The organism is Mycolicibacterium stellerae (genome assembly GCF_003719305.1).
In the GTDB taxonomy this organism is placed as follows: Bacteria; Actinomycetota; Actinomycetes; order Mycobacteriales; family Mycobacteriaceae; genus Mycobacterium; species Mycobacterium stellerae.
The window spans coordinates 46,950-69,432 of sequence record NZ_RARC01000003.1 but is presented as its reverse complement, the minus strand read 5'-3'; the positions used below and the strand labels follow the sequence as shown (position 1 = coordinate 69,432).

The following is a 22,483-nucleotide window of genomic DNA, read 5'->3' as shown; positions in this document are numbered from 1 at the left end:
CCATGGTCAAGCCGACCACCGCCCCCGCACGAGTTCTTTCCGATGACGAGATCGCCGATATCGCAGTGGCGGCGATGTACGCCGAGGCCGACCTGACGCCGAAGCCCGGTCTGGTCGACCAGCGCGGCGGCGGGGCGCATTCCGACATGGACGTGGCAATGTTGCACCGCTCCGCTGAGGCGCTGCGCGATGCGCTCACCGAATGCGCGTCAACGGCGAGGGCTTCGGCGATCACAATGGGCTTACGTGCCCGCATCGGCGCAATCGGACGAGCCGGCGAGGCGGCTATGCTCGCCGCGACCGGCGGGGTCAACACCCACCGCGGTGCGCTGTGGGCGCTGGGACTTCTGAGCGCAGGCGCTGCCGCCGACCCTCAAGACCCTGTTGGCGTGGCGGCACAACTCGCCGCACTGTCCGATCCGCACCAAGCCGCGCCGACATCACACGGCGCGCGAGCGCGGCGCCGTTACGGCGCCACGGGCGCCAAAGGTGAAGCGCAGAGCGGCTTTCCGCACGTCCGCCTCTACGCGCTGCCCGCGTTGAGCGCTGCGCGCAATTCAGGCGCCGACGAATCGACGGCGCGCCTGGCGGCCCTGCTGGCGCTCATCGCCCATCTCGACGACACCTGCATACTTCATCGCGGCGGTGTCACCGGCTTGAGCGCGGTGCAATCCGGCGCGGGCGGGGTGCTCGGCGCGGGAGGATTGCAGACCCCAGAGGGACGGCAACGATTCGTCGAACTCGACCGGATCTGCCGGTCGCGACGCCTGTCGCCCGGTGGCAGCGGAGACCTGTTGGCGGCCACACTGTTTCTCGACGCGGTCCATATGAGGGTGGGTGTGTGATGCAAACCTTGACCTACGAATTCCCGGCGTCGCGCCCCGCATCTCACGCCGTGCATGTCGGCGTCGTCGCGTCTGGCGATCTGGAGATCCTGCTGCAGCCGCCAGGCGGATCTGAGCCCGGCGATACCGTCGCGGTACGGGTTCGCACAAGCGTCGACGGGTTCAACGCCGTATGGCATGACGTATTGGAACGCTTCTTCAGCCGCCTGCCGCTTGGCGGCCGATGGGAGCTCAACGACTTCGGCGCAACCCCCGGCGTCGTCAACCTGAGACTGCGACAAGCCGCAGAAGCTGCTACCGCGATCGCAGCGGGCTCATGACCGCCGCGCAGTCGCCGCTGGCCGGATTGACTTGGCCGCAATTACTCTCACGGCACAGCTTCATCGAACTCGACGCGCTCGGTCGGGCCACCGCGCTGCTGGATCCAGGTACCGCTCGGGTGCTGGCCGGTCCTTTCGACCGACTCGAGTCGCCGTGGCTGGAACCGCAGGGCATCACGCCGCAATCCGACGACGGCACGGTCATCGTCCGCGGCAGTGTCGACGGCCGCGCTGTCGTCGTCGCCGCTATCGAGCAGGGGTTCCAGGGCGGCGGGACGGGTGAGGTCTCCGGCGCCAAGATCTCTCAGGCGTTGTTGTTGGCGGCCGCCGACTCGCGCGCGGGCACACCGACGGCGGGGATCATCCTTTTCGAGACCGGCGGGGTGCGCCTGCAGGAAGCCAATCTCGGGCTCAACGCCGTCGCCGAGATCTGCTCAGCTGTACTCGATCTGCGCCCGCTGGCACCGGTGATCGGGGTCGTCGCGGGCACGGTCGGATCCTTCGGTGGGATGAGCATCGCCGCGGGCCTGTGTACCCGGCTCATCGTCACTCCGCAGGCCCGCATCGGGCTCAACGGCCCCGCGGTCATCGAGCAGGAAGGCGGCGTCGACGAATTCGATTCCAGCGACCACGAATTGATCTGGGCGGTTGACGGCGGGGAGCAGCGGTACGGCACGGGGCTGGCCGACGACCTCGTTCCCGACGACACGCAGATGCTGCGCGACGCCCTGACCGGTGCCATCCGATCGGGTGTCACCGAGGCAGGAGGGCACCGCAGCCAACGCCTCGACACGTTGGCATCGCGACTGGCCACGATCGATCCTTCGCATCCGTTGGATCCACTGTCTCTGCGCCAACTCTGGGGACGCGTGTACACCCCTGTCGCGGCATCGGATCATCCGCGCCGCAAGGGTATTGCGCCCGACACCCGAGGTCGCACCTGGCTGCGCGTGCTCAGTGGCATCGAACCGCCCGACGAGGTCATCCCTTCGGTGCTGAGCGCCACCACCGACACAGCGCGCTACCTTGCAGTGGTCCCCGACCCGGAGAACCCCTTCTACCGGGCCCGTGAAGGGCAGGTCGGGCTCACCGAATCGCTGGCGCTGGCAGAGGCTGTCCACGAGATCGTCGACGCCGACAGCGACGCCCCCACCAAACGCGCGATCATCGCGGTCGTCGACCTGCCAAGCCAGGCGTACGGCCGCATCGAGGAGACCGCGGGCCTGCATCAGGCCATGGCGACCACGGTCGACGCGTACCACACCGCGCGGAACGCAGGACATCCCGTCGTCGCCGTGGTGGTGGGCACCGCCCTGTCGGGGGGATTTCTCACCCACGGCCTGCAGGCCAATCAGATTCTGGCGCTCGATGACCCGGGGGTGGAGATCCACGCCATGCACAAGGCGGCGGCGGCGCGGATAACGCTGCGGACGGTTGAGCAACTCGATGAGCTCGCCACCTCGATTACGCCGATGAGCTACAACGTCGAAGACTGGGCCACGCTCGGGTTCTGCGACGGGCTGCTGAAGGTCGACGACGCAGACGCCCCGACCGCCCGCGACGTCGAGACCGTCGCGGCGGCCGTCGCCGACGCCGTCGAGCGCGCCCGCTGCGGTCCGGTCGACCTGTCCAACCGCCTCGACTCGGCCGCGGCAAAGGTGACGCGCCACGCGTCTCGTGCCGTGCGTGAAGTCCTCGGCCGAGAGTGGAACCCGTGACGCGGCCCCACGACCTGCTGAGGCTGTCCGCCGCGGCGACGGCGCTCCTGCCGACCGACGCACCTGCGTGGCCAGGGACAGCACTGAGTGCCGCCCCGTGGGTGGTGGTTCGGCGCGCCGCGGTGCCCGACGGGCTGATCCCGGTGGGAGTCCGCGGCAGCGATCGATCCCAGCGGTATCCGTGGACGATCGGCTGGGAGTCGGTGCGGGAACTGGTGACGCCAGAGGATCTCGCCGTTACCCTCCCGGCCCGGAACTTGCCGGTGCTGGAAATGCTGCCCGCTGTGCGAGAAATCTTCCGCGGTCTGCGATGGGGCCCGACCGGCAGTGTCGGATTCGAATTGGCGACCGGGCTTCCCACCGCGTCGGCCACCAGCGATCTGGACGTGGTGGTGCGCACCTCGCTGTGTGACGGCGAGGTCCTGCAACGCCTCGGTGAAGTGCACACGCAATTGGCTCGGCTGGATGTCCGGGTGGACTGCCAGGTGGAGACACCCAAGGGTGCTATTGCGCTGGCCGAACTCGTCTCGGCCAGCGACGACGTGCTGGTTCGAACGCCGTTTGGACCGCGGTTGGTCGAGCGTCTCGTCGCGGCGCCGTGAGCCTGGCGTTCCTGTTTCCCGGCCAGGGATCGCAGCAGCCCAACATGCTGAAGGCGCTGCCGAGAACCCCCGTGACGGAAGCCGTCCTCGACGAATTCGACTCCTGGGCGGACGCTTCCGGTCGCCCAACCGACGTCGATGGCTCCGACACCCTTCGCGACACCGCGCATGCCCAGATCGCGTTGCTGGTCGCAGGCGTGGCTTGCGCACGCGCACTGCGGGAAGACCATGGCCTGACTCCGGAGTTCGTCGCCGGGCACTCGGTGGGTGCGTTCGCAGCGGCCGTCAGCGCGGGCGTCGTGACGTTCTCCGAGGCACTGGCCGCAGTTGAGCTGCGCGGAAACCTCATGAAAGAGGCGTGCGCACAAGGCGATTGGGGTATGGCTGCCGTCATCGGCCTGCCGACAAGGGCGGCCCGCGAATTCGCCGCAAAGCATGCCGATCTCTGGGTGGCGAACATCAACAGTGCGACGCAGACAGTATTGAGCGGCTCGCGTAACGCCCTTCTCAGCGCAGCCACGGCAGCCGAAGCTCATGGCGCCGGAGCTCTCGACTTCCTCGACGTCGACGTTGCGTCCCACTGCCCGCTGCAGGGTCAAACCGCTGACCGGATGGCCGTCCACTTATCGGCATTGACCCGGCGCACGCCGTCTGGCCGCTACCTGACCAACACCGGAGGGCGCGCCGTCGGCACTGCAGACGCCGTACTCGATGACCTCGCGGCCGCAGTCGCGCAACCGGTGCGGTGGTATGACGCCACTCGGTTGATGCCCGAGCTGGGCGTTACGTGTGCCATTGAGATGCGACCCGGCCATGTGCTCACCCGGCTCAACACCGCGAACGCTCCCACGGTGGTGTCGTTGTCCCTGCAGGACGACAGTTTTGAGAGCGTTGCCGGAAAAGCGCGTCGGTCAATTCAATGAACCGACACCTGGATCGAGTGCGACCGATCAATGGGAATTCCCCGCTACGCTGCGGGAATGCCGACGACTGAGGCCCTGCTGCACGAGATGCTCGACGAGTTTGCGCTGCGGAAGCTGGTCCATGCCTACTGCCGCGCTGTGGATCGCGGCGACTTCACGACGCTGCGGGCGCTCTACCACGATGACGCCGTCGACGCCCACGGCGAGTTCTCGACGGGCAGCGTCGACGAGTTCCTCAGCACGCTCGCCGCCTCGCGCCCGCACATCCGGGCGATGCAGCACAACATCACCACCGTGAACTTCGCGATCAACGGTGATAGAGCCGAGGGCGAGATCTACACCATCGCGACGCACACGTTCGGCGCGGGCGATCGCGATGTCGACGTCATCGTCGGCGGGCGCTATCTCGACAAGTACGAGAAGCGCCAGGACGTGTGGAAAATCATCGAGCGGACGATCGTTACCGACTGGGCCCGGGTGAACGATCCGTCCTCAGTTGACCTCAGCCACCCGATAACGCGCGGCACCCTGAAGGGAAGCCTCGATGCCGATGATCCGTCACAGCAATTCTTTTCGCTGTTGAGCTGACCTCAGTGGGCCGGTCGGTTGACTGACGACGTCGACGCGGCGGCGTCTCCCAGTTCCCGGGTAGCAGCCCAACTGGCGAGCAGCTTGAGTCCGTCATCGGACGGTGTGCCGGGTTGCGCGGTGTAGGCGAACAACATCAAGCCGGGGTCGGAGGGCAACTCCATCCCCGCGTAGGTCAGTTCGAGATCACCAACCACGGGATGGTGGAGGTGCTTCACGCCTCTGCGGTGCAGACGCACGTTGTGCGCGGCCCACCGGGTACGGAAATATTCACAGCGGGTTGATAATTCGCCGACCAGGTTGGTGAGCTCGTCGTCGAAGGGATCGCGGCGGGTCTCGCGGCTCGAAGAGAACGCAGTCGCGGACGACGTCGTCCTCACCGCCGAGCAGATGAAGCGACTGGACGAACTCACCCCGGCATGGGGCGGCCACCACACCGATGCGCAGATGGAGATGATCGAGCGCTGACGATTCACCGATCATCCCGCGGCGCTGAGCATCTCCTCGAAAGAGCACTGCATGCAGTCGGCATAGTGACCCGGATCGGGTAGCGCACTACGATCCGCTGTCACGCCGATCGAGACTGTTCCGTTGTGGCTCGCCACGATGTGGAAGAGGTTCATCCCGCCGATCAGCGGGCCAAGACCGGTGACCTTCAGCAGGCGAGCGCCGGCGAAGAAGATCGGATCGGTCGGGCCCGGCACGTTGCTCACAGTGGTGTTGGCGATCGCAGGGGCCGAAAACGGCACTGCGCTTGCGGCTTTCACCGTCAAGCCCAACAACGTGGTTGGCACCGTGCCCACCAGGTCCATCAACCGGGTGCTGCTCGAGGAATCAGCGGTGTCGCGGAACGCGGAGGTCTCGTCGACGATCGCCGCCAGCCGTTCGAGCGGGTCGGCGATCGTGGTTTCGAGTGCGTGCAACCGGCCGAACAGTCGGTTGCCGCCGCTACCGGTTTCACTGCTGGACCGAATCGAAGCCGGGCAGGCAGCGACCAAAGTCTCCTCAGGTAGCTCCCCGTGACCGTCCAGATAGTGGCGCAGCGCACCCCCGACATAGGCAAGTGCTACGTCGTTGATGGTCGCGTCCGGCACGCATGCCTTGATCCGCTTGAAATCTGTCAGGTCGTGAAAGCGGGCTTCGAACGCCCTTTGCGGTGTTGGCGCGCCGTTGAAACGCGTGCTCGGCGCGAACAGGGAACTCGAGCCGGGGGCCAGCGCGGCCGCGAGACCGCCGGCGATCTTGCCCGGCAGCTCCGCGATGTTACGCAGCGCACCGAGAACGCCAAGGGCACCGGGCACCAAGACCTTGCCCGCCCGCAGCGGGTGGAGCACACCGTTGATCGCCGTCCGCGCGACCAGGTCTGCTGTCGAGGGCAGAGCGCCGGGATTCCAGGGCTTCTCCGGTGGGGCGGGACGCGCGCTGTCGTGCGCAAGGTCATGCATGGCCGCCATCAGCTCGACGCTTTCCATCCCGTCGACGACGCAGTGGTGCAGCTTGATCGAGATCGCGAACGATCCCTCTGGCACGCCGGGGATGGAGTTCAGACCCTCGATCACCGTCATCTCCCACGGTGGCCGGCGCAGATCGAGCTGGCGGCCATGGATGCGGGCGATCTGTATGCACAGCTGACGCCAGTCCCCGGGCTGGGGCAAAGCGATATGGCGTACGTGGTACTCGAGATCGAAGTTCGGATCATCGACCCAGTACGGCATATGCAGGCTGCCGGGTAAGTCGGTCAACCGCCGACGGAACGTCGGCGCCAGATGCAGCCGGGCATCGATCTCGCCAAGAATGCGCTTGAAGGTGACCTTGCCGGCGGGCGCGGTCGACTGGTCATAGATCAACAGCATCTGGATCTGCATCGGAGTCTCCGGCTTTTCGGCGCGCAACATCATGTCGTCGGTCCAGCTCAACTGCTCCATGTCAAGTTGGTTCCCCTCGGTTCTCGAAGCCACACGCAAGGCCCTGCTCGCAGATGATCGGACTACACGTCACATCCTGGAGAAAGACCCCTGACCGGCACCGGAGCAGCAAACCGCCCCTCGGCGAGGCCTATTCCCCCGCGTATGAGCAACTTACGCGCGTAAGCTGCAGGTATGTCGCAAATGGAAGCTGGACAGGCGGTTCGCACCGTCCAATCCTGCCTCCGATGGATGGCACGAGCAAAGCCAGGTGACTACTTGATCGCGCTGAGCGGCGTATCGGCGTCGACTCCGATGATCGGGCGACATATCCAGCCGATCAGCGGCATGGCCGCTCTGAGCGTCTGTGGCAGGGCGTACCTTCCCGGCATCGTTTCAGCGATGGCCAGTGCGCGGTTCGACCCAGGCAGGGACGAACTCCGAGCCCAACAGCTCGCGCTGACACCGTCGGTGCTCACCGAAGCGTTGCAGGGCATCGTGAGCGCCGACGAACTCGCACATCCGTGGCCGTCACATCCGCAGCGCGCTCCCGTGTGGAAGGCGGCCGGCCAGCGCCGCTACGTACATCGGTCATCGGTGCACTACGGCAGCCACCCCAGTCAAGTACTCGACGTATGGCGAAGCCGGGAACACCCCGGCGCGCCCGCTCCGGTACTTGTCTACATTCCGGGCGGAGCGTGGGTGTTCGGAAGCCGGACGCTGCAAGGCCACGCACTGATGGCCCACTTGGTCAGACGAGGCTGGGTCTGCTTGTCCGTCGAATACCGGACCAGCCCGCAACATCGCTGGCCGCGCCAGATGACCGATGTGAAGGCAGCGATCGCTTGGGCGCGCGCCAACGTCGCCGAGTTTGGCGGAGACCCCACATTCGTTGTCGCCGCGGGGTGTTCGGCCGGCGGACATTTGGCAACGCTGGCCGGGCTCACCGCCAACGATCCGCAGTGGCAAACCGAACTTCCTGCTGACGCCGACACATCGGTCGATGCCGTCGTCAGCCTGTATGGCCTCTACGACTGGCAGGACCGTTCCACGGTGCAGCGCGCACGATTCATGGAATTCCTCGAGCGCGTGGTCGTCAAGCGGTCGCAGGTTCGTCACCCCGAAGTGTTCGGCGCGGCGTCGCCGGTGGATCGGATCCACGAAGCTGCGCCACCGTTTCTCGTTGTGCACGGAAGCCGCGACAGCCTCATTCCTGTCGGCGAGGCGCGCACATTCGTCGAGAAGCTGCGATCCGTGTCGGCCACAACCGTGGGTTACGTCGAGTTGCCGGGCGTCGGTCACGGTTTCGACCTGATCGACGGAGCGCGTGCCGGAGCAGTTGTCGCCGCCATCGGTCGATTCCTGCGTCAGATCCACCAGGATCGACCCGCAGTCAAAGCCGGCGCGGCGGTCTGAAATCACAGGTCCTTGACGCGGTACCAACCAGTACCTTAACTTGTTAGTCAACAAGTTAGTAAGGGAGCGACAATGAGCGCAGCACAACGCGGGAGCACCACCGGACCGCGTACGCAGGAGGTTCGCCGGGCCGAAGCCGAGCAGCGCCTGGTGACCGCCGCAGCCGAGATGGTCGGTGAAGTCGGACCGGCCCGCGTCACGCTTGCCAACGTCGGAGAGCGCGCGGGCTACAGCCGCGGCTTGGCCACCCACCACTTCGGCTCCAAGGGTGCTCTGATGCAGCGGCTCGTGGAAGCCGTCACCCATCAGTTCCGCGAGGCGATGTTCGATCAAGGCGAATCAGGTGACGCCACAACCGAATTGCGCACCCTCATCGCAATCTACTTCGATGTCGTCACCGATCTGCAACCGGTCAACCGGGCACGCCTTGCGCTGTGGGCAGACGCCGTCGCCAACCCCGACGACGAAACCAGAAGCCGGATGGTGGCCGCCGACCGCGAGTTTCGCGAAGAGATCGAAAAGCGCATCAACCGCGCCGCCTCCGCCGGCGAGATCCCAGGCTCGATCGACGCGCACGGACTCGCCACGGTGACCATCGCAATGCTGCGCGGCGTCGCTCTGCAATCCCTGATCGACGACCAGATCGACCTCACTGCTGCCCGCGGCGAAGTCGAAGCCCTCCTCGTCCACCGCCTCCGCCAGGACCAAAAAGAGAGTCGACCATGAGCATCAAGTTCGGGAAGATCGCCCAGATCGGTTATGTCGTGCGCGACATCGACGCCTCGATGGACAACTGGGTCCGCCACGGCGTCGGCCCGTGGTTCTACGTCGACCGGGTCCAAACCGACTTCTTTCGCTATCGCGGCGTGGACTCCGACATGCAGATGAGCGTGGCGCTGGCCAATTCCGGTGACGTGCAACTCGAACTGATCCAGCCACGCAACGACGCCCCGTCGATGTACAAGGACTTCCTCGACGCCGGACGCGAAGGGATGCAACACATCGCCTACTGGTCCGACAATTACCAGAAGCTCCTCGACACGGCTCTCGCCGATGGGTACGTGATCGGACAGGAAGGCAGCATCGGCGGCGAACGAGGCCGGTTCGCCTACCTCGACACAGAAGCCGAACAGGGCACAGTGATCGAACTCTCCGACATCAGCGGACCCAAAGGCCAGTTCTTCCAATACATCCGCGACGTCGCCGCAGGCTGGGACGGCAGCGATCCGATCCGCGGGCGGGAATGATCACCATGGACTATCCCGACGTCGACGCCTTGCCGCAACACCTCAAGGACACCCTCGCCCAGCACGCTCCGGTGAACATCTACCGGATGGTCATGCACTCCCCCGGCCTGGCGCCAGGGTTCTTCGTCATGGCCGACGCCATGTTCCAGGCCAATTCGCTTCCCGCGCACCTTCGCGAACTGGCGATCCTGCGGGTCGGTTATCGCTACGCCGCACCGTATGAAACGCACCAGCACACGATGATCGCCGGCTACGCCGGGCTGTCGGCCGAGGCCATCGCCGCCGCGGCAACGGGGTCCACCGATGGCCTGCCCGACGACGAGGCGGGCGTCCTCGCCTGGACCGACAAACTGCTCGACGACCACACTCTGATGGGCAGGGACCGCGACGACGCCCTTGAAGTACTCACGGTGACCCAACTCGCCGATCTCGTTATGACTGTCGGGTTCTACCAACTCGTGTGCAACTTCCTCAACACCTTCGAGGTGACCACCGAGGGCGAACCCACTCACAGCTGAGACTATTCGTTATGGAGCCACACGTAATAAAACTCGGGATCTGCGGTACCGTTTTTCAGTGACCACGGCACCTCAACCCCTGCCGGGGCGACCGCGAGATCCGCAGAAGGATGTCGACGTGCTTGCGGCGACCAGGGAACTATTGGTTGAGGAGGGCTATCAGGCGACGACGATCGTTGCGATCGCGCGCCGTGCGGGCGTAGGCGCACCGGCCATCTACCGCCGCTGGCCGCGCCGTGAGGCGATCATCGAGGATGCGGTGTTCGGAGAGATCGGACCGACTGCCATCCCCGAGTCGACAGGGGAGCTTCGAAAAGACTTGCACGCCTGGACCCTGACGTTCATCCAGCAGTTCGCGGACCCCGTCACAAGGGCGGCGATACCGGGACTGCTGATGGCTTACGAGCACGACGTAGACCTGTACGAGCGACTGGTCAATCGCACGGAACACGATGTCCGCGTGCTGTTCACCGACCTGGTGCACCGCTATTTGACCGACCTGCCCGCGACGGAGCTGACACTGCGCACCGATGCCATCTTCGACTTCCTCGTCGCCACCACCGCCATCCGGGCGCTGACCTTCGGCCTTGTCGACCACGAGAACTTCTGCACACGAACCGCCGACGCCTTGACCGCATTGGCCTATTCGACGTGGCGGGCGCCGCGGCGCCGCCGTTCGGTCAGCTCACCGCGGTCGGCGCGTCGGACAACTTGACGAGTTGCGCCTCGGGCAGTGCGGGCACCTCGTCCGCCAGGAACCAGCGAAATGCCAGGTTGCCGCGCGGATAGCCAAGCGTGGTAAGGGAATTCGGGTGTGTCGTCGTGACGCGCGACACCACGACGGTCACCGACCCATCCGCGTTGGGTACCGCTGTCGAACCGTTGACCGAGCTTCGGGCGTCGTACACGCCGGGCACGGCCATGAACTGGTTCCACACCACCAGGTTCCAGAACCGGCAGGTCGGTGGCCGGTGCGTGACCACCAGCGCCTCATCCTCGGCAAGGTCGAAGCTGCCGTATGAGTAACAGGCGTCGCGCGCCGACCAGCCGAAGTTGGCGTCGGGCACCTGGTAGGGCTCGGCGAAGTCGTTGGCGACCATCGCCGTTGAGTGGCCGAGACCGTGTTCCTCGGCGGCCTTCACCCCGACCGCGAGCGGCAGGATCGCGAACATGGTCTTCAACCAGGTCGCACTGGCCCGTAGCGCCGCGGCGGTCTCGGCCTCGCCGTGCCGGAATGGCTCCGGCTCATCGAGGGCTTCGATGTTCCAGGTGACGGGCTTGCCAACGCGCGGATCGGCCTGGTAGTCGCGGGTCATCAGGACCGCAGCATCAGGGGTTGGGCCCAGCTCGAAGGAGAAGTTTCCGTCCGCGTCGAAGTCGAGGTCATCATCACGCAGGATCGCCAGTATGCGATCCGACCACGCACCCGGCGATGGCTCGTTGTACGCGGTCACCGAGAAGTACACGCTGTCACCGCGATTGCCGCTGATTCGATACCGCCGCTTCGGATCGACCGGGCACATGTAGTAGATGGCGTCGGTGTTGTCGCCACCCCACCTGCGGTCCGGGCGCCACGGCGAGTTGACCTCCAGCCACAACGGCCGGCTCGGATCGGCGAACAGATAGACGTCAAGGGCGACGCCCAGCGTGGTGGCCAACATTCGATACCCGTCGGCGACATGCCGGTCATCGGTGACGGCCTTGTCCCCCTCCATGAACGACCGGTCGAGGTCGCGCAGCGTGTCGAGCAATTCGCGCCACGCCTGCGTCGCCTCGTGCGTCGTCGCCGGTGCTGCGACGTCGGAATCCGTCGTCATGCGATGTTTCCTTTCGTACCGAGGTCGTGGTGCACGTCGCGATCAAAGCTCGAGCCAAAGGCCTATTGCCATTACGTGATGCACTGTAACATAATTCGATGTGACCGATGCCACAGCCAGTATCGTCGAGCTCGACGATCTCGCCGAACCCCGCTATAGCCCAGAGGCACAACAGATCCGGGAAATGATGGCGGCCTTCGCCGCCGACTGTCCGCTCGATTCTGACGCGATGCACGCACGCGCTCGCGCTGACACCGGGCTCGCCGACTTCGGCGCCGACGACTACCGCGAGCGGCTGGATCTGTACCTGTCGGAACTGCGCGCCATCGACATGCACGGCCCGGGCATCGTGAACTTTCACTCACAACTCACCCAGTGGCTCAAGAACCGCCTACTGCTGACCGACCTGCTGACGCGCCATCCCGAGATTCACGACCTCGAGGTGCTCCCGCCCGTCGTCATCGCAGGTCTTCCCCGCACCGGAACCACCCACCTGCACAACATGCTTGCCGCCGCGCCGACCTTCCGCAGCCTGCCCTACTGGGAGAGCGTCGAGCCGTTCCCGCTGGCCGCCGAGGCCGGTCAGCAGCCCGACCCTCGAGTGACACGGATGGACATGGCCGTCAGCGTGATGGACACGCTGATGCCGCATTTCGCGCTCATGCACGAGATGACCACCGACCACGCCCACGAAGAGATCCACTTGCTGGCCAACGACTTCTCCACGATGCTGATGGACACCCTCGCTCACGCTCCGCGGTGGACCGAGTACTACTGGTCGACCGACCAGACCTCGTCATACGAATACATGGTCACCCAACTGAAGGCCCTGCAATTCCTGCGGGGCGGCAGGCGCTGGGTGCTCAAATCGCCGCAGCACCTGGGCCAGCTTCCGGTGCTCGACAGTGTGCTACCCGGCGTGATCGTCGCGTTCACCCACCGCGACCCGGTGCCGGTCGCACTGTCGATGATCACGATGATCACCTACTCCGCGCGCATGTATCGCGACCGAGTCGACGTCGCGATGATCGCGGACGCGTGGGTGGATAATCTGGACCGCTTACTCGAATCGTGCGTGCGCGACCGCGACGTCATCCCCGCCGATCGGTCGGTCGACATCCGCTTCGACGACTTCATGAACGACGAACTGGGCACCACCGAGCGGTTGTACGCACTTGCGGGCGAACAGTTCGACGACCCGGCGCGCACAGCGATCACCGACTACCTGACCGCCCACCCGCGCGGCAGGCTCGGCCGGGTTGCCACGTCATGGGACGTGTTCGGAATCGACGAATCTGACCTGCGCGCCCGATTCGCCTCATATATCGACCGCTTCTTGAGTTGATCGGCGGACCGACAGAAAAGCCGAAACCGCCCGGACCGTGGGGGGGTTACGGTCCGGGCGGATCGGGTCAGGGCAAGACAGCGGCTCAGAAGTACGTCGTCGCCGTCGTGCTGGTGCCGTTGTCACACTTGATCGTGACGGTCCAGTTCTTGAATCGCGGAACGGCCGGGACGATCCTCAGGTCGTACGTGGAGTTGGCAGGCAGCGCGAAGCTGCGGTTGTAGTCGTCGGTCGTGTAGGTGCACTGCGACGACACTCCACTGCGGTCGGTGATGTGAGCCTCCAGGCCACCCAGGACCGTGTTGAATGAGACCAGCGGCCCCGGCTTGGGCGCGGGCGGTGGCGGCGGCTGGTCCGGCGGCGGCGGCTGGTTCGGCGGCGGCGGCTGGTTCGGCGGCGGCGGCGCGGTGTTCCCGTTCGTGCAGCCCGACACGATGACCTTCGCGCCCGTCTGGTTCTGCAGCTTGGCCTTGGCCGCGGCCTCGGCTGCGGCGATCGTCGAAGCCGAGGCACCGACCTCTTCGCCGTAGTTGTTCGACGCGGCCGCCGCGCACTCGTTCGTGGCGATGGCCACGGTCACGCAGTGGCTGGCGCCATTGTTCGAACAGTTCGTCAGCGCCTGAAGGCCGGCCTGGTCTTGGCTGGCGGCGATCGCCGCGCCGCCTGCCATCGTCACGGGCGGATTCTCGTTGACGTAGCCAAGCGCCACCGCGTAGTACTGATCCGCAGCGTTCGCAGGTGCGGCAGTACCGACAAGGCCGGCGACGGTCGCGGCCGACGCCAGCAGGGTGGCGGCCATGGTCCGGCCCCGCAGTTTGGCGCGGCCCTGGTGTGCGGTGGTCATGATCTCTCCTGTGAGGTTGTCGCGGCCCCTGGTGGAGCGCGGTCTGGTTCTTTGGACTTTCGTCGCGGGGATGTAGGTGTCTGTGCCGACTGATCGGCCGTTCGCTTGTTCTTTCCCGCTGCACCAATAGTCGTGCGCGGAAAGCCGCTGGGTAATCGCCGGGAAGCCAGAATCCACCTGGCACAAGGAGAGGGTTTTCTATCCGCCAGGCAAGGGCTTTGCGGATCGGTCGCAGCTACCAGTTGCTTGGCGAGTAGTCCTTCAGGAAGCAGCCGTGCAGATCTTCGCCCAACTCGCCGCGGACGATCGGGTCATACACGCGGGCGGCACCGTCGACGAGGTCGAGTGGCGCATGGAATCCCTCTTCGGCCAGCCGCAGCTTCGTCGGGTGTGGACGCTCGTCGGTGATCCAGCCCGTGTCGACGGCGGTCATGAGAATGCCGTCCTGCTCGAGCATCTCCGCTGCGCTGGTTCGGGTGAGCATGTTCAGCGCGGCCTTGGCCATGTTGGTGTGCGGATGCCCAGGGCCCTTGTACGCCCGACTGAACTGGCCCTCCATTGCAGACACGTTCACGACATATTTGCGGCGGGCACGAGAAGCTGCCATCGCCGGGCGCAGCCGGCTCACCAGAATGAACGGCGCGGTCTGGTTGCAGAGCTGAACCTCGAGCAACTCCATCGCATCGACCTCGTGCACGCGTTGCGTCCAACTGTTGATCGACGCGGTATCGGGCAGAAGGCCACCCGCGTCGATGGCCGTTCCGGCAGCGATCCGGTCCGGCGACGCGCTGCGGGCGGTGAGAGCCAGGTCGGTCACCGGAGGGCTGGAGCGATGGGCCCACGCCCGCACGGCAGGGGATGACCCGGGAAAAGACACCGCATGGGGAGCCTGGCGCTCGGCGAGGCTGCCTGCCAGCGCCGCGGGATGGGCGTCGCTGACGCGGTCGAACGTGACCACGTCGACGAGTTCCTGCTGCGGCGTGCGCTCGGCCTCGACGAGCGCCGCGTAGGAGCCGGGGGCTCGGCGCACCGTCTGGGCGGCGTTGTTGATCAGGATGTCCAGCGGTCCCTGCGCGGCGACGGTGTCCGCGAGCGCGACGACCTGAGCGGGGTCGCGCAGGTCGATCCCGACGATGCGCAGCCGGTGCAGCCAGTCGGCACTGTCGGGCATCGCCGTGAAGCGGCGCACGGCGTCGTTCGGAAAGCGGGTGGTGACCGTCGTGTGGGCGCCGTCACGGAGCAGCCGAAGCGCGATATACATGCCGATCTTGGCGCGGCCACCTGTGAGCAGGGCGGTCTTGCCGGTGAGGTCGGTGCGGGCGTCGCGCTTGGCCCTGTTGACCGCGGCGCACTCGGGACAGAGTTGGTGGTAGAACGCGTCGACCACCGTGTAGCGGTTCTTGCACATGTAGCAGGCGCGCGACCGGAGCAACGTTCCTGCCGAGGCTCCGACCGCAGTCGACACGAGGGGCAGGCCGGCAGTTTCGTCGTCGATGCGGCCGGGCGCTCCGGTGGCGGTGGCCGCGGTGACGGCGTGATCTGCGGCCGCCACCGCGTCGCGCTTCGCGTGGCGGCGGGCCTTCTTCACCGACTTGAATATGGCCGCGGTGGCCCGCCGGACGGTGACGGCATCGGGATGCTCGGGCGGCAACGACTCGATCTCGGCCAGCACCGTAAGGCACGTGTTGAGCTTGTCCGGGTCGATTCCGTTCACGCTGGAAGAGTACGGCTCATTTCGGCTCCGACCCCGCGAGGCCCTCAAGTGCGTAGAGCTGCGGCAGATTGACGACGATCGCCTCCTGCGTGCTGCGGGCAAGAACGATCACGGCGGGATTGTCGGGGTCCGGATTCTCTTCTCGGTGCGGAACATAGGGCGGGACGAAGACGTAGTCGCCTGGCGCCGTGGCAATGCGGACCTCTCGAACACCGTCGTGGAATACGAACTCGGGGTTTCCGCTTCGGACGAAGATCGCCGTTTCGGATTCGCCGTGATGGTGGTTGTCGGACACCGTCCTCGGCGAGACATGGGTCTCACCCATCCAGATCTTCTCCGAGCCGACCGAACCACCGCTGATCGCGGCGAGCCTTCGCATTCCCTCTGTCTGCGCTGTAGCAGTACTGACCTGCGATGCCTTGACATGGTGCACCCGCGTGCGCAGCGACATCTCGACATGGTTGGCGTTGGCTGCAGGCAGATCTGGATGAAATCCGTCCCGGTCGTTCATGGCGCCTCATCTCCTCGCATCAGGCCGTGCCTGCTGGCAGTAACACCTCGGTTACCGCTGCCGGGAAACATCGTTTGGCGCCAGCAGTGACGACACCATCTCCACGGCGAGCAATTCTGGGATGGAGCGATGAACGCTCAACCATCGAAGGAGCACCACCGTGAGAATCAAATCTATGTCGCCGACAATCCTGTTGGCCACGGGCGCCATCACCGTCGCGATGTTCGCAGCACCGGCTGCTGCTGCGGCGTCGACGAGCACGGGGAACCCAAGCCCGGTTCAGACCACCTGCGGTTCGATCGGCCCTGGTTCTGAGTGCGTGACACCCGGGAATGCGCAGATCGACGACGCCCCACCAGGGGTTGGCTACGATCCCTATGGCGAGTTCGGCCTTGCGTTCGGCGGCTTTGGCGGCGGGTTTGGCGGCGGCGGCTTTCACGGCGGCGGCTTTCACGGCGGCGGGCACCGGTAGCAGTGACTGACAAACGTACGCGGAGCCGATCGCAGGACACCCGGCGCGCTCGGCGGTTCGATCGGAATCGCCACCGCGATTGTCGTGCCGCCGCCGGCGGGACTCGCCACTTGTATGTGGCCGCCGAGAGCCTCGACACGATCCGCGAGGCCCACCAGTCCGGAGCCCGCGCTTGAGTTGGCCCCGCCGACTCCGTCGTCGCGAATCGCAAGGCAAAGTTGTGGTCCGTCGGTTTCCACACTCACACTGACCTCCGACGCCTTTGCGTGTTTGGCCGCGTTTGTGAGTGCTTCTGCGACAACGTAATACGCTGCAACTTCAACCGAATCGGGCAACCGCTGATCAACCCCGATGCGCACCACGGCCGGTACCGCGGAGCGGCGGGCAAGTGTCTTGATCGCGGGACCCAGTCCGCCCCTTGACAAGATGGCCGGATGAATCCCGCGGGATATCTCCTGTAGATCCTCGAACACACCCGTCAGTCCGCTGACCACGACGGATAATTGCTCGCTGAGCTGTTCCAATTCGGCTGGCACCGCCGCCTCGGCGGCGCGCAGCGCCAGCGCGAGTGAGACCAGCCGCTGTTGAGCACCGTCGTGTAGGTCGCGTTCAAAGCGCCGCCTGGCACCGTCGGCCGCCGCGACGATGCGCGCTCTCGAGGCGGTGAGCTCCGTGCGGGTCTCCGCGTTGGCGATCGCCGTTGCGACGAGGTCGGCAAAGTCGCCGACCCGCGCCTCGGTGTCATGGGGAAGCGGCTCGGACCTCAATGAGCCAACGACAGCCGCGCCCCACAGCCGCCCGCCCACCACGATCGGCGTACCCACCCCTGAGTGCACGCCCAGTTCACTGACGTATTCGGCGTCGAGGCCCGTGATTTCGTCATGCCGATCAATCCGGGCGGGGTGTCCCGTGCTGAGAACCGAAGCAACGATGCTTTCACGCTGGAACGAAAACCGCTTTCCCGCAAACATTTTCTTCGCGCCAGGCTCGTTGTGCGCGGCCACCACGATCGCCGCACCGTCGGGTTCATACCGAACCAGGGCGGCGTGGTCCACGCCCAGGCAACGGGCCAGTTCATCAGCGACCGACGAGAACACTTCAGACGGCGGGACCGCACGCGCGACCAGAGTTGCCACGCGTCGAAGCGCCGCTTGTTGCCCGGCGAGCACCTCGGCCTCGTGACGGCGTCGATTCGCTTCTGCGGCGCGTAGTCGGACCTGGCCGGCAAGGATGTTGGCCAACAGCGCGATGGGCAGAAAAACCACGATCGCCACCGCGTCCTCCCCCGTGATCGGGAAGACGTGCCCGTCCGACGACAGGTGGAAGAAGGCATATACGGCGGCGCTGACGAAGGTCGTCGTCACCGCCAACCCGAAGTCCCACCCGGCGGAGATCACCAGGACACCGAACAAGAAAATCACACCGAAGGCCATCTGTGGGAAGACCTTCTCGAGCAGATAGGCCAACGCAGTTTCGGTCACGATGAAGCACGCCACGACCGCGATCCCCAGCCACAGCGGCGGGGCTGTCGGACGGACCAACAGCGACATCAGGCGGGCGCGACCATCCGGCCTACCCAATCCAACGTCACATGTGCGGCTTACGGAAGTCGCACTTGACCGTTTCCGCGTCATTACGCCAGCCCACATCGATTCCTGCGGACTCGAACAAGGCCGCAACCAAAAGCGTAGGCGGCGTTCCTGTATGCCAGCTGTACGGCGCGAGCCCCATGGGACCGGGGAATTTACCGCTAGCAGGTAGCTCGGGAGTAGTGCTGGCGGTCAACGAGGTTGGACGCCAGCGCCGACGACAGAGGCGATGGCGGTCGCAATGCTGAGAGCCATGACCATCCCCCCGTACCGTGTCGAACCGGTGTCGAGCGACCTCATCGACGACTCGATGCATCCCGACATCGCGGCTTCATTCGCTATCCACGACACCGCAGCTGCGCGCTCGGAGGTCGGTCTGGCCGAAATGCCGACCATCGTGGCAACGGGTCCGTTCGACGACCTGTCGGACGGCGAACAACTCGCCGACGCATTCACCTTGGTTCGGCAGCGCTATAGCGCGCAGTTGGTTCTGCTCGGTACAGGCCGTCAGCGCACCGCGGTCGTGCGGCGCACATTTTCGCGGGGCGTCGGGTCCGACGTGCACCTCATCAGAGCAATGTCGACCGGCCTGTGGTCAGAAATCGTCGCCGCCGCGGATATCGTCGTGCCGGGGACTACGTCACAGCCGGCACATCTGCTTGATGTTCTGGCAGCCGGCCGCCCCGTGGTCGCGCCCGTCAATCCAGCGACCGTCAAGCTGGTGCTACCAACCAGCGCGGGTTTGGTCTACCGGCCCGGTGACGTCGATGCCCTGGCAGCGGCACTACTGCGACTCTTGGCGTCACCCACACTGCGCTACGGAATGGGTTGTCGCGCAGCCGAAGTTGGACGCCGCGATCCTCTCATCATGAGGCTGCAGCACCCCGAGATGGCCGGCGGTTACGCGCGACGTCATCCGGCAGCCGTTAATGTGGGCCGACCAGACGTGGTCTGAGGCGTTCCGGCGTGATCACGGCGCTCGCAGCGATGGCGTCGATCAACGCATCGGCGTAGTCGGCCAAACCCGAGGCGTCGATGCCGTAGGGCGCCGTGCCGTGCAGGGCAAGGCCGGCCGACGCGCGGCGAAGTACGGTGACCGCGCCCTTGCCGTTGCCGCGCTGGACATGGGTGATGCCGACCGCGAGCTGGGCAAGTGATTGCCACAACGTCTTTTCGTCTTCCGGGCCGTTCTTCCATGCGGCCTCGAGCACCTCGTGCGCGTTGAAGGCCAAGCCGCGGTCCAGCAGATCCTGGGCATAGGCAAGGGTTTCGGCCGCAGGCAACTCGAGGTCATCCGGAATTCGTGGAATGCCTTGGCTGCCCTGCGGAAGCGGTCGACCGAGGGCGTCGCGGGGGCGATCGCTTCGTGGCCGGCCGGATTCGTCGCGATCACGCTCATGCCGACTCAATGTGGAATGTCCAGAGAGTAGATGCGTGCGTCCCAGCCGGCCAGCTCAACCGACGACGACGTCGACGTGGCCGGGGTCTCGGACAGGTTGGCAAGCAGCAGATCGGCGCCGATCCATTCTCGGCCGATTTCGACGGTCCTCGGATCACGTCCGCAGTTGGCGATGACAAGAAGGCGCCCGTTCGCGGTGGCTCTGGTGTACGCCCAGATCTGCGGGTCCTCGGCCATCAGCGGAGTGAAGTCGCCGTCCACCAGGATGGGTGATTCGTGGCGGAGCCGAATCAGGGCCTGGTAGTGCGCGAACACCGACTCGGTTGCGTCGATCTGGACTGCGGCGTTCAACCAGGTGTAGTTGGGGTTGACTGCCAGCCACGGATCACCGGTGGTGAAGCCGGCGCTCGGTCCCGCGTCCCATTGCATTGGTGTGCGGGCGTTGTCGCGGCTGATCTTGGCCAGGCCGGCCAGCGCCGCGGACTCATCTCCGCCGGTTTCAAGCACATTCGTGTAGTGGTTGACGGCCTCGAGGTCCTTGTGGTCCTGCGGAAGTCGGAACGGGTAGTTCGTCATTCCGAGTTCTTCACCTTGGTACACGAACGGCGTTCCGCGCATGCCGTGCAGAACGGTCGCGAGCGCCTTCGCCGAGGCGGCCCAGTAAGCCGGGTCGTCGTCCCCGAACCGGGACACGACGCGGGGCTGGTCGTGGTTGTTCCAATACAGGCTGTTCCAACCGGTTTCGGCCAACGCCGCCTGCCACCGATGCAGTGACCTCTTTAGAACGACCAAGTCCAGACCCCGGTAGTCGAACTTGCCCCCAGGGCCCTGGTCGACGGACACGTGCTCGAACTGAAAAACCATGTTGAGCTCGCCCCGGGCGGGATCGGTGTACAGACGTGCCTGTTCGGTTGTGACGCCCGGCATTTCGCCGATCGTGATGAACTCGCCGTCGCGGCCGGCGAAGACCTCGCTTGTCATCTCGGCGAGATAGTCATGCACGCGGGGCCCGTCGACGAACTTTTCCATGGCGTGAGCGAACCGCTGCCCCGGGATCGCCGCTGCGTCGGGAAGCCCCTCGGCCTTGGAGATGAAGTTGATGACATCCATCCGGAACCCGTCCACACCACGGTCGAGCCACCAGACCATGAGGTCGTGGACGGCCTTGCGAACCTGTGGGTTCTCCCAGTTGAGATCCGGTTGCTTGCGGTCGAACAGGTGCAGGTAGTACTGGCCGGTGGTCTGCTCCCATTCCCACGCCGATCCCCCGAACAAAGAGCCCCAGTTGTTCGGCTCGGCACCGTCACGGGCGTCACGCCAGATGTACCAGTCCCGCTTGGCGGTGCCGCGCGACGAACGAGACTCGACGAACCACGGGTGCTCATCCGAGGTGTGGTTGACGACAAGGTCCATCACCACCTTCATCCCGAGGTCGTGCACCTTGGCGAGCAGCGCGTCGAACTCGGCGAGCGTGCCGAACAGCGGATCGATGTCACGGTAGTCACTGATGTCGTAGCCGTTGTCGGCCTGCGGTGAGCGATAGATCGGTGACAACCAGATCACATCGACCCCGAGCGCCCTCAGATAGTCGAGGCGGCCGACAATGCCACCCAGGTCGCCGAAGCCGTCGCCGTTCGAGTCGGCGAAGCTGCGCGGATAGATCTGGTAGACGACGGCAGATTTCCACCACTCCTGTTGGGACAGTGTCATTTCCGACTGCCAATCACGTCGCGGTACACCTTGACGTACTTGTCGATCATGGCGGAAACCGTGAAACGCTCGGCGGCGAGTTCGGCGATCGCGGGGCGATCGAGTCGGCCCGCGGCGGCAACCGCGGTCACCGCAGAATCGATGTCGTCGACGAGAAAACCGGTGACGCCATGCGAAATCAACTCGCCCATCGAGCCTCTCGAGTTGGCAATGACCGGCGTGCCACAGGCCATCGCCTCGACCACGCTGTATCCGAACGGTTCGTCGAAGTCGATGAGGTGCAGCAGCGCGTGCGCTGCCCCCAGTATCTCGGCGCGATCAGACGCGTCGACGGGCCCGATGTAGCGCACCAGGTCCCCGTCGACGTGCGGTGCGACCTCGTCGTCAAAGTACTTCTGGTCCTGGATGATTCCGGCGATGTCGAGCCGACGGCCGCATCTTCGGGCGACTTCGATCGCGTGTGCGGTGCCCTTGTCGGGGTGGATCCGGCCGAAGAACAGCAGATGCTCGCCGGGACTCGAATGGATTGCGAATCGGTCGATATCGATGCCGTGGTGAATGGTGGCGGCGTAGTGCAGATCCGGGTGTCGATCGGCGTCGCTTATCGAGACGTACGCGCCCACACCGTCGTAGCGCTTGTAGACGGGAATGATGCGATCGGATGAGAAGCCGTGGATCGTGGTGACCACCGGTGTGGACACGAGATTGCTGTACGTGAGCGGCAGGAAGTCGAACCCGTTGTGGATGACGTCGAACTCGCGGGCGCTTTCGAACACGGACGCGATGTGCAGGCACTCTGCGACCTTGGCGTCGATCGTCGCATCCTCAGACCAGCCGCACGGCGCCGTCGCCCGCAGGCGCGCCGAGGTGATCGAATCCGCAGTGGCGAACAGCGTGACGTCGTGGCCGGCGGCCACCAGGCCCTCGGTGAGCAACGAAGCGAACTGCTCCCACGGCCCGTAGTGCCGAGGTGGTGTCCGCCACGCGATCGGCGAGAGCAC

The 22,483-nt window shown here is 65.5% G+C and carries 25 protein-coding genes; 15 read left to right on the top strand and 10 right to left on the bottom strand.

Features of this window, described 5'->3' with window-relative positions:
• The first annotated feature begins 2 nt into the window (after positions 1 to 2).
• The 6 genes from D6M19_RS05715 to D6M19_RS05690 are packed head-to-tail and all read left to right on the top strand — an operon-like array spanning position 3 to position 4,996.
• Positions 3 to 845 carry a triphosphoribosyl-dephospho-CoA synthase gene (locus tag D6M19_RS05715; protein WP_123024481.1) on the top strand — a complete coding sequence of 281 codons (843 nt, stop codon included), beginning with the start codon at positions 3 to 5 and terminating at the stop codon, positions 843 to 845.
• Positions 845 to 1,165: a malonate decarboxylase acyl carrier protein gene (mdcC, locus tag D6M19_RS05710; RefSeq protein WP_123024226.1), complete on the top strand. Its 321-nt coding sequence runs from the start codon at positions 845 to 847 to the stop codon at positions 1,163 to 1,165. Before D6M19_RS05715 ends, mdcC begins: the two co-directional genes overlap by 1 nt.
• Positions 1,162 to 2,883 (top strand): biotin-independent malonate decarboxylase subunit beta, encoded by a 1,722-nt coding sequence (mdcD, locus tag D6M19_RS05705; protein ID WP_123024225.1) that lies wholly within the window; start codon positions 1,162 to 1,164, stop codon positions 2,881 to 2,883. The genes mdcC and mdcD overlap by 4 nt, the downstream gene beginning before the upstream one ends.
• Positions 2,880 to 3,485, top strand: coding sequence for a malonate decarboxylase holo-ACP synthase (locus D6M19_RS05700; RefSeq protein WP_164478345.1), 606 nt, complete (start codon positions 2,880 to 2,882; stop codon positions 3,483 to 3,485). Before mdcD ends, D6M19_RS05700 begins: the two co-directional genes overlap by 4 nt.
• On the top strand, positions 3,482 to 4,408 hold the full coding sequence (locus tag D6M19_RS05695; RefSeq protein ID WP_123024223.1) for an ACP S-malonyltransferase: 927 nt from the start codon (positions 3,482 to 3,484) through the stop codon (positions 4,406 to 4,408). The genes D6M19_RS05700 and D6M19_RS05695 overlap by 4 nt, the downstream gene beginning before the upstream one ends.
• Positions 4,409 to 4,465: 57 nt before the next feature.
• Complete coding sequence (locus D6M19_RS05690; RefSeq protein ID WP_123024222.1) at positions 4,466 to 4,996, top strand: nuclear transport factor 2 family protein; 531 nt, start codon at positions 4,466 to 4,468, stop codon at positions 4,994 to 4,996.
• Between the two features lie 2 nt (positions 4,997 to 4,998).
• On the opposite strand, the gene D6M19_RS05685 is transcribed toward D6M19_RS05690, so the two are convergent.
• Positions 4,999 to 5,376 carry an MmyB family transcriptional regulator gene (locus D6M19_RS05685; RefSeq protein WP_234834736.1) on the bottom strand — a complete coding sequence of 126 codons (378 nt, stop codon included), beginning with the start codon at positions 5,374 to 5,376 and terminating at the stop codon, positions 4,999 to 5,001.
• On the opposite strand from D6M19_RS05685, the gene D6M19_RS34730 reads away from it, so the two are divergent.
• Positions 5,300 to 5,464 (top strand): hypothetical protein, encoded by a 165-nt coding sequence (locus tag D6M19_RS34730; protein WP_234834744.1) that lies wholly within the window; start codon positions 5,300 to 5,302, stop codon positions 5,462 to 5,464. The two genes, D6M19_RS05685 and D6M19_RS34730, sit on opposite strands and share 77 nt — an antisense overlap.
• An 11-nt stretch (positions 5,465 to 5,475) precedes the next feature.
• Here D6M19_RS34730 and D6M19_RS05675 read toward each other — a convergent pair whose 3' ends face one another.
• Positions 5,476 to 6,921 carry a WS/DGAT/MGAT family O-acyltransferase gene (locus D6M19_RS05675; RefSeq protein WP_123024221.1) on the bottom strand — a complete coding sequence of 482 codons (1,446 nt, stop codon included), beginning with the start codon at positions 6,919 to 6,921 and terminating at the stop codon, positions 5,476 to 5,478.
• Between the two features lie 174 nt (positions 6,922 to 7,095).
• On the opposite strand from D6M19_RS05675, the gene D6M19_RS05670 reads away from it, so the two are divergent.
• The 5 genes from D6M19_RS05670 (at position 7,096) to D6M19_RS05650 (ending at position 10,796) form a co-directional block, all read left to right on the top strand.
• The gene (locus D6M19_RS05670) at positions 7,096 to 8,316 is read left to right on the top strand and encodes an alpha/beta hydrolase (RefSeq protein WP_123024220.1); all 1,221 of its coding nucleotides are present in this window, start codon (positions 7,096 to 7,098) and stop codon (positions 8,314 to 8,316) included.
• Between the two features lie 72 nt (positions 8,317 to 8,388).
• Entirely contained in the window at positions 8,389 to 9,042 is a 654-nt protein-coding gene (locus D6M19_RS05665) for a TetR/AcrR family transcriptional regulator (RefSeq protein ID WP_123024219.1), read from the top strand.
• Positions 9,039 to 9,563, top strand: coding sequence for a VOC family protein (locus D6M19_RS05660; protein WP_123024218.1), 525 nt, complete (start codon positions 9,039 to 9,041; stop codon positions 9,561 to 9,563). Before D6M19_RS05665 ends, D6M19_RS05660 begins: the two co-directional genes overlap by 4 nt.
• A 5-nt stretch (positions 9,564 to 9,568) precedes the next feature.
• Entirely contained in the window at positions 9,569 to 10,081 is a 513-nt protein-coding gene (locus D6M19_RS05655; RefSeq protein WP_123024480.1) for a carboxymuconolactone decarboxylase family protein, read from the top strand.
• Between the two features lie 58 nt (positions 10,082 to 10,139).
• Positions 10,140 to 10,796, top strand: a complete 657-nt coding sequence (locus tag D6M19_RS05650; protein WP_234834716.1) for a helix-turn-helix domain-containing protein — start codon at positions 10,140 to 10,142, stop codon at positions 10,794 to 10,796.
• On the opposite strand, the gene D6M19_RS05645 is transcribed toward D6M19_RS05650, so the two are convergent.
• Positions 10,762 to 11,898: a DUF1214 domain-containing protein gene (locus D6M19_RS05645; RefSeq protein ID WP_123024216.1), complete on the bottom strand. Its 1,137-nt coding sequence runs from the start codon at positions 11,896 to 11,898 to the stop codon at positions 10,762 to 10,764. The two genes, D6M19_RS05650 and D6M19_RS05645, sit on opposite strands and share 35 nt — an antisense overlap.
• Positions 11,899 to 11,998: 100 nt before the next feature.
• Between D6M19_RS05645 and D6M19_RS05640 the strand changes: the two genes are divergently transcribed.
• The gene (locus D6M19_RS05640) at positions 11,999 to 13,243 is read left to right on the top strand and encodes a sulfotransferase family protein (protein WP_123024215.1); all 1,245 of its coding nucleotides are present in this window, start codon (positions 11,999 to 12,001) and stop codon (positions 13,241 to 13,243) included.
• Between the two features lie 85 nt (positions 13,244 to 13,328).
• Here the strand turns inward: D6M19_RS05640 and D6M19_RS05635 are convergent, their stop codons facing one another.
• From D6M19_RS05635 to D6M19_RS05625, 3 genes are all read right to left on the bottom strand, one after another.
• A complete protein-coding gene (locus tag D6M19_RS05635; protein ID WP_123024214.1) occupies positions 13,329 to 14,087 on the bottom strand; it encodes a DUF4189 domain-containing protein in 759 nt (252 codons plus the stop codon).
• Between the two features lie 235 nt (positions 14,088 to 14,322).
• Positions 14,323 to 15,801: an SDR family NAD(P)-dependent oxidoreductase gene (locus tag D6M19_RS05630; protein WP_123024213.1), complete on the bottom strand. Its 1,479-nt coding sequence runs from the start codon at positions 15,799 to 15,801 to the stop codon at positions 14,323 to 14,325.
• A gap of 16 nt (positions 15,802 to 15,817) precedes the next feature.
• Positions 15,818 to 16,312, bottom strand: a complete 495-nt coding sequence (locus D6M19_RS05625) for a cupin domain-containing protein (protein WP_123024212.1) — start codon at positions 16,310 to 16,312, stop codon at positions 15,818 to 15,820.
• Between the two features lie 160 nt (positions 16,313 to 16,472).
• On the opposite strand from D6M19_RS05625, the gene D6M19_RS05620 reads away from it, so the two are divergent.
• Entirely contained in the window at positions 16,473 to 16,784 is a 312-nt protein-coding gene (locus D6M19_RS05620) for a hypothetical protein (RefSeq protein ID WP_234834715.1), read from the top strand.
• On the opposite strand, the gene D6M19_RS05615 is transcribed toward D6M19_RS05620, so the two are convergent.
• On the bottom strand, positions 16,763 to 18,334 hold the full coding sequence (locus D6M19_RS05615; protein WP_234834714.1) for a GAF domain-containing sensor histidine kinase: 1,572 nt from the start codon (positions 18,332 to 18,334) through the stop codon (positions 16,763 to 16,765). The two genes, D6M19_RS05620 and D6M19_RS05615, sit on opposite strands and share 22 nt — an antisense overlap.
• 292 nt (positions 18,335 to 18,626) lie before the next feature.
• On the opposite strand from D6M19_RS05615, the gene D6M19_RS05610 reads away from it, so the two are divergent.
• On the top strand, positions 18,627 to 19,328 hold the full coding sequence (locus D6M19_RS05610; RefSeq protein WP_234834713.1) for a glycosyltransferase: 702 nt from the start codon (positions 18,627 to 18,629) through the stop codon (positions 19,326 to 19,328).
• Here D6M19_RS05610 and D6M19_RS05605 read toward each other — a convergent pair.
• The 3 genes from D6M19_RS05605 to D6M19_RS05595 are packed head-to-tail and all read right to left on the bottom strand — an operon-like array spanning position 19,300 to position 22,483.
• A complete protein-coding gene (locus D6M19_RS05605) occupies positions 19,300 to 19,782 on the bottom strand; it encodes a DUF309 domain-containing protein (protein WP_123024209.1) in 483 nt (160 codons plus the stop codon). The genes D6M19_RS05610 and D6M19_RS05605 overlap by 29 nt on opposite strands.
• Positions 19,779 to 21,482, bottom strand: a complete 1,704-nt coding sequence (locus tag D6M19_RS05600; protein ID WP_123024208.1) for an alpha-glucosidase — start codon at positions 21,480 to 21,482, stop codon at positions 19,779 to 19,781. Before D6M19_RS05600 ends, D6M19_RS05605 begins: the two co-directional genes overlap by 4 nt.
• On the bottom strand, positions 21,479 to 22,483 hold the full coding sequence (locus D6M19_RS05595; protein ID WP_206428461.1) for a glycosyltransferase family 4 protein: 1,005 nt from the start codon (positions 22,481 to 22,483) through the stop codon (positions 21,479 to 21,481). Before D6M19_RS05595 ends, D6M19_RS05600 begins: the two co-directional genes overlap by 4 nt.

Coding starts and splice junctions, on each gene's coding strand:
- D6M19_RS05715 (WP_123024481.1), top strand. CDS start 3: ATGGTCAAGCCGACCACCGCCCCCGCACGAGTTCTTTCCGATGACGAG.
- mdcC (WP_123024226.1), top strand. CDS start 845: ATGCAAACCTTGACCTACGAATTCCCGGCGTCGCGCCCCGCATCTCAC.
- mdcD (WP_123024225.1), top strand. CDS start 1,162: ATGACCGCCGCGCAGTCGCCGCTGGCCGGATTGACTTGGCCGCAATTA.
- D6M19_RS05690 (WP_123024222.1), top strand. CDS start 4,466: ATGCCGACGACTGAGGCCCTGCTGCACGAGATGCTCGACGAGTTTGCG.
- D6M19_RS05675 (WP_123024221.1), bottom strand. CDS start 6,921: ATGGAGCAGTTGAGCTGGACCGACGACATGATGTTGCGCGCCGAAAAG.
- D6M19_RS05670 (WP_123024220.1), top strand. CDS start 7,096: ATGTCGCAAATGGAAGCTGGACAGGCGGTTCGCACCGTCCAATCCTGC.
- D6M19_RS05665 (WP_123024219.1), top strand. CDS start 8,389: ATGAGCGCAGCACAACGCGGGAGCACCACCGGACCGCGTACGCAGGAG.
- D6M19_RS05660 (WP_123024218.1), top strand. CDS start 9,039: ATGAGCATCAAGTTCGGGAAGATCGCCCAGATCGGTTATGTCGTGCGC.
- D6M19_RS05655 (WP_123024480.1), top strand. CDS start 9,569: ATGGACTATCCCGACGTCGACGCCTTGCCGCAACACCTCAAGGACACC.
- D6M19_RS05645 (WP_123024216.1), bottom strand. CDS start 11,898: ATGACGACGGATTCCGACGTCGCAGCACCGGCGACGACGCACGAGGCG.
- D6M19_RS05635 (WP_123024214.1), bottom strand. CDS start 14,087: ATGACCACCGCACACCAGGGCCGCGCCAAACTGCGGGGCCGGACCATG.
- D6M19_RS05625 (WP_123024212.1), bottom strand. CDS start 16,312: ATGAACGACCGGGACGGATTTCATCCAGATCTGCCTGCAGCCAACGCC.
- D6M19_RS05615 (WP_234834714.1), bottom strand. CDS start 18,334: ATGTCGCTGTTGGTCCGTCCGACAGCCCCGCCGCTGTGGCTGGGGATC.
- D6M19_RS05610 (WP_234834713.1), top strand. CDS start 18,627: ATGACCATCCCCCCGTACCGTGTCGAACCGGTGTCGAGCGACCTCATC.
- D6M19_RS05600 (WP_123024208.1), bottom strand. CDS start 21,482: ATGACACTGTCCCAACAGGAGTGGTGGAAATCTGCCGTCGTCTACCAG.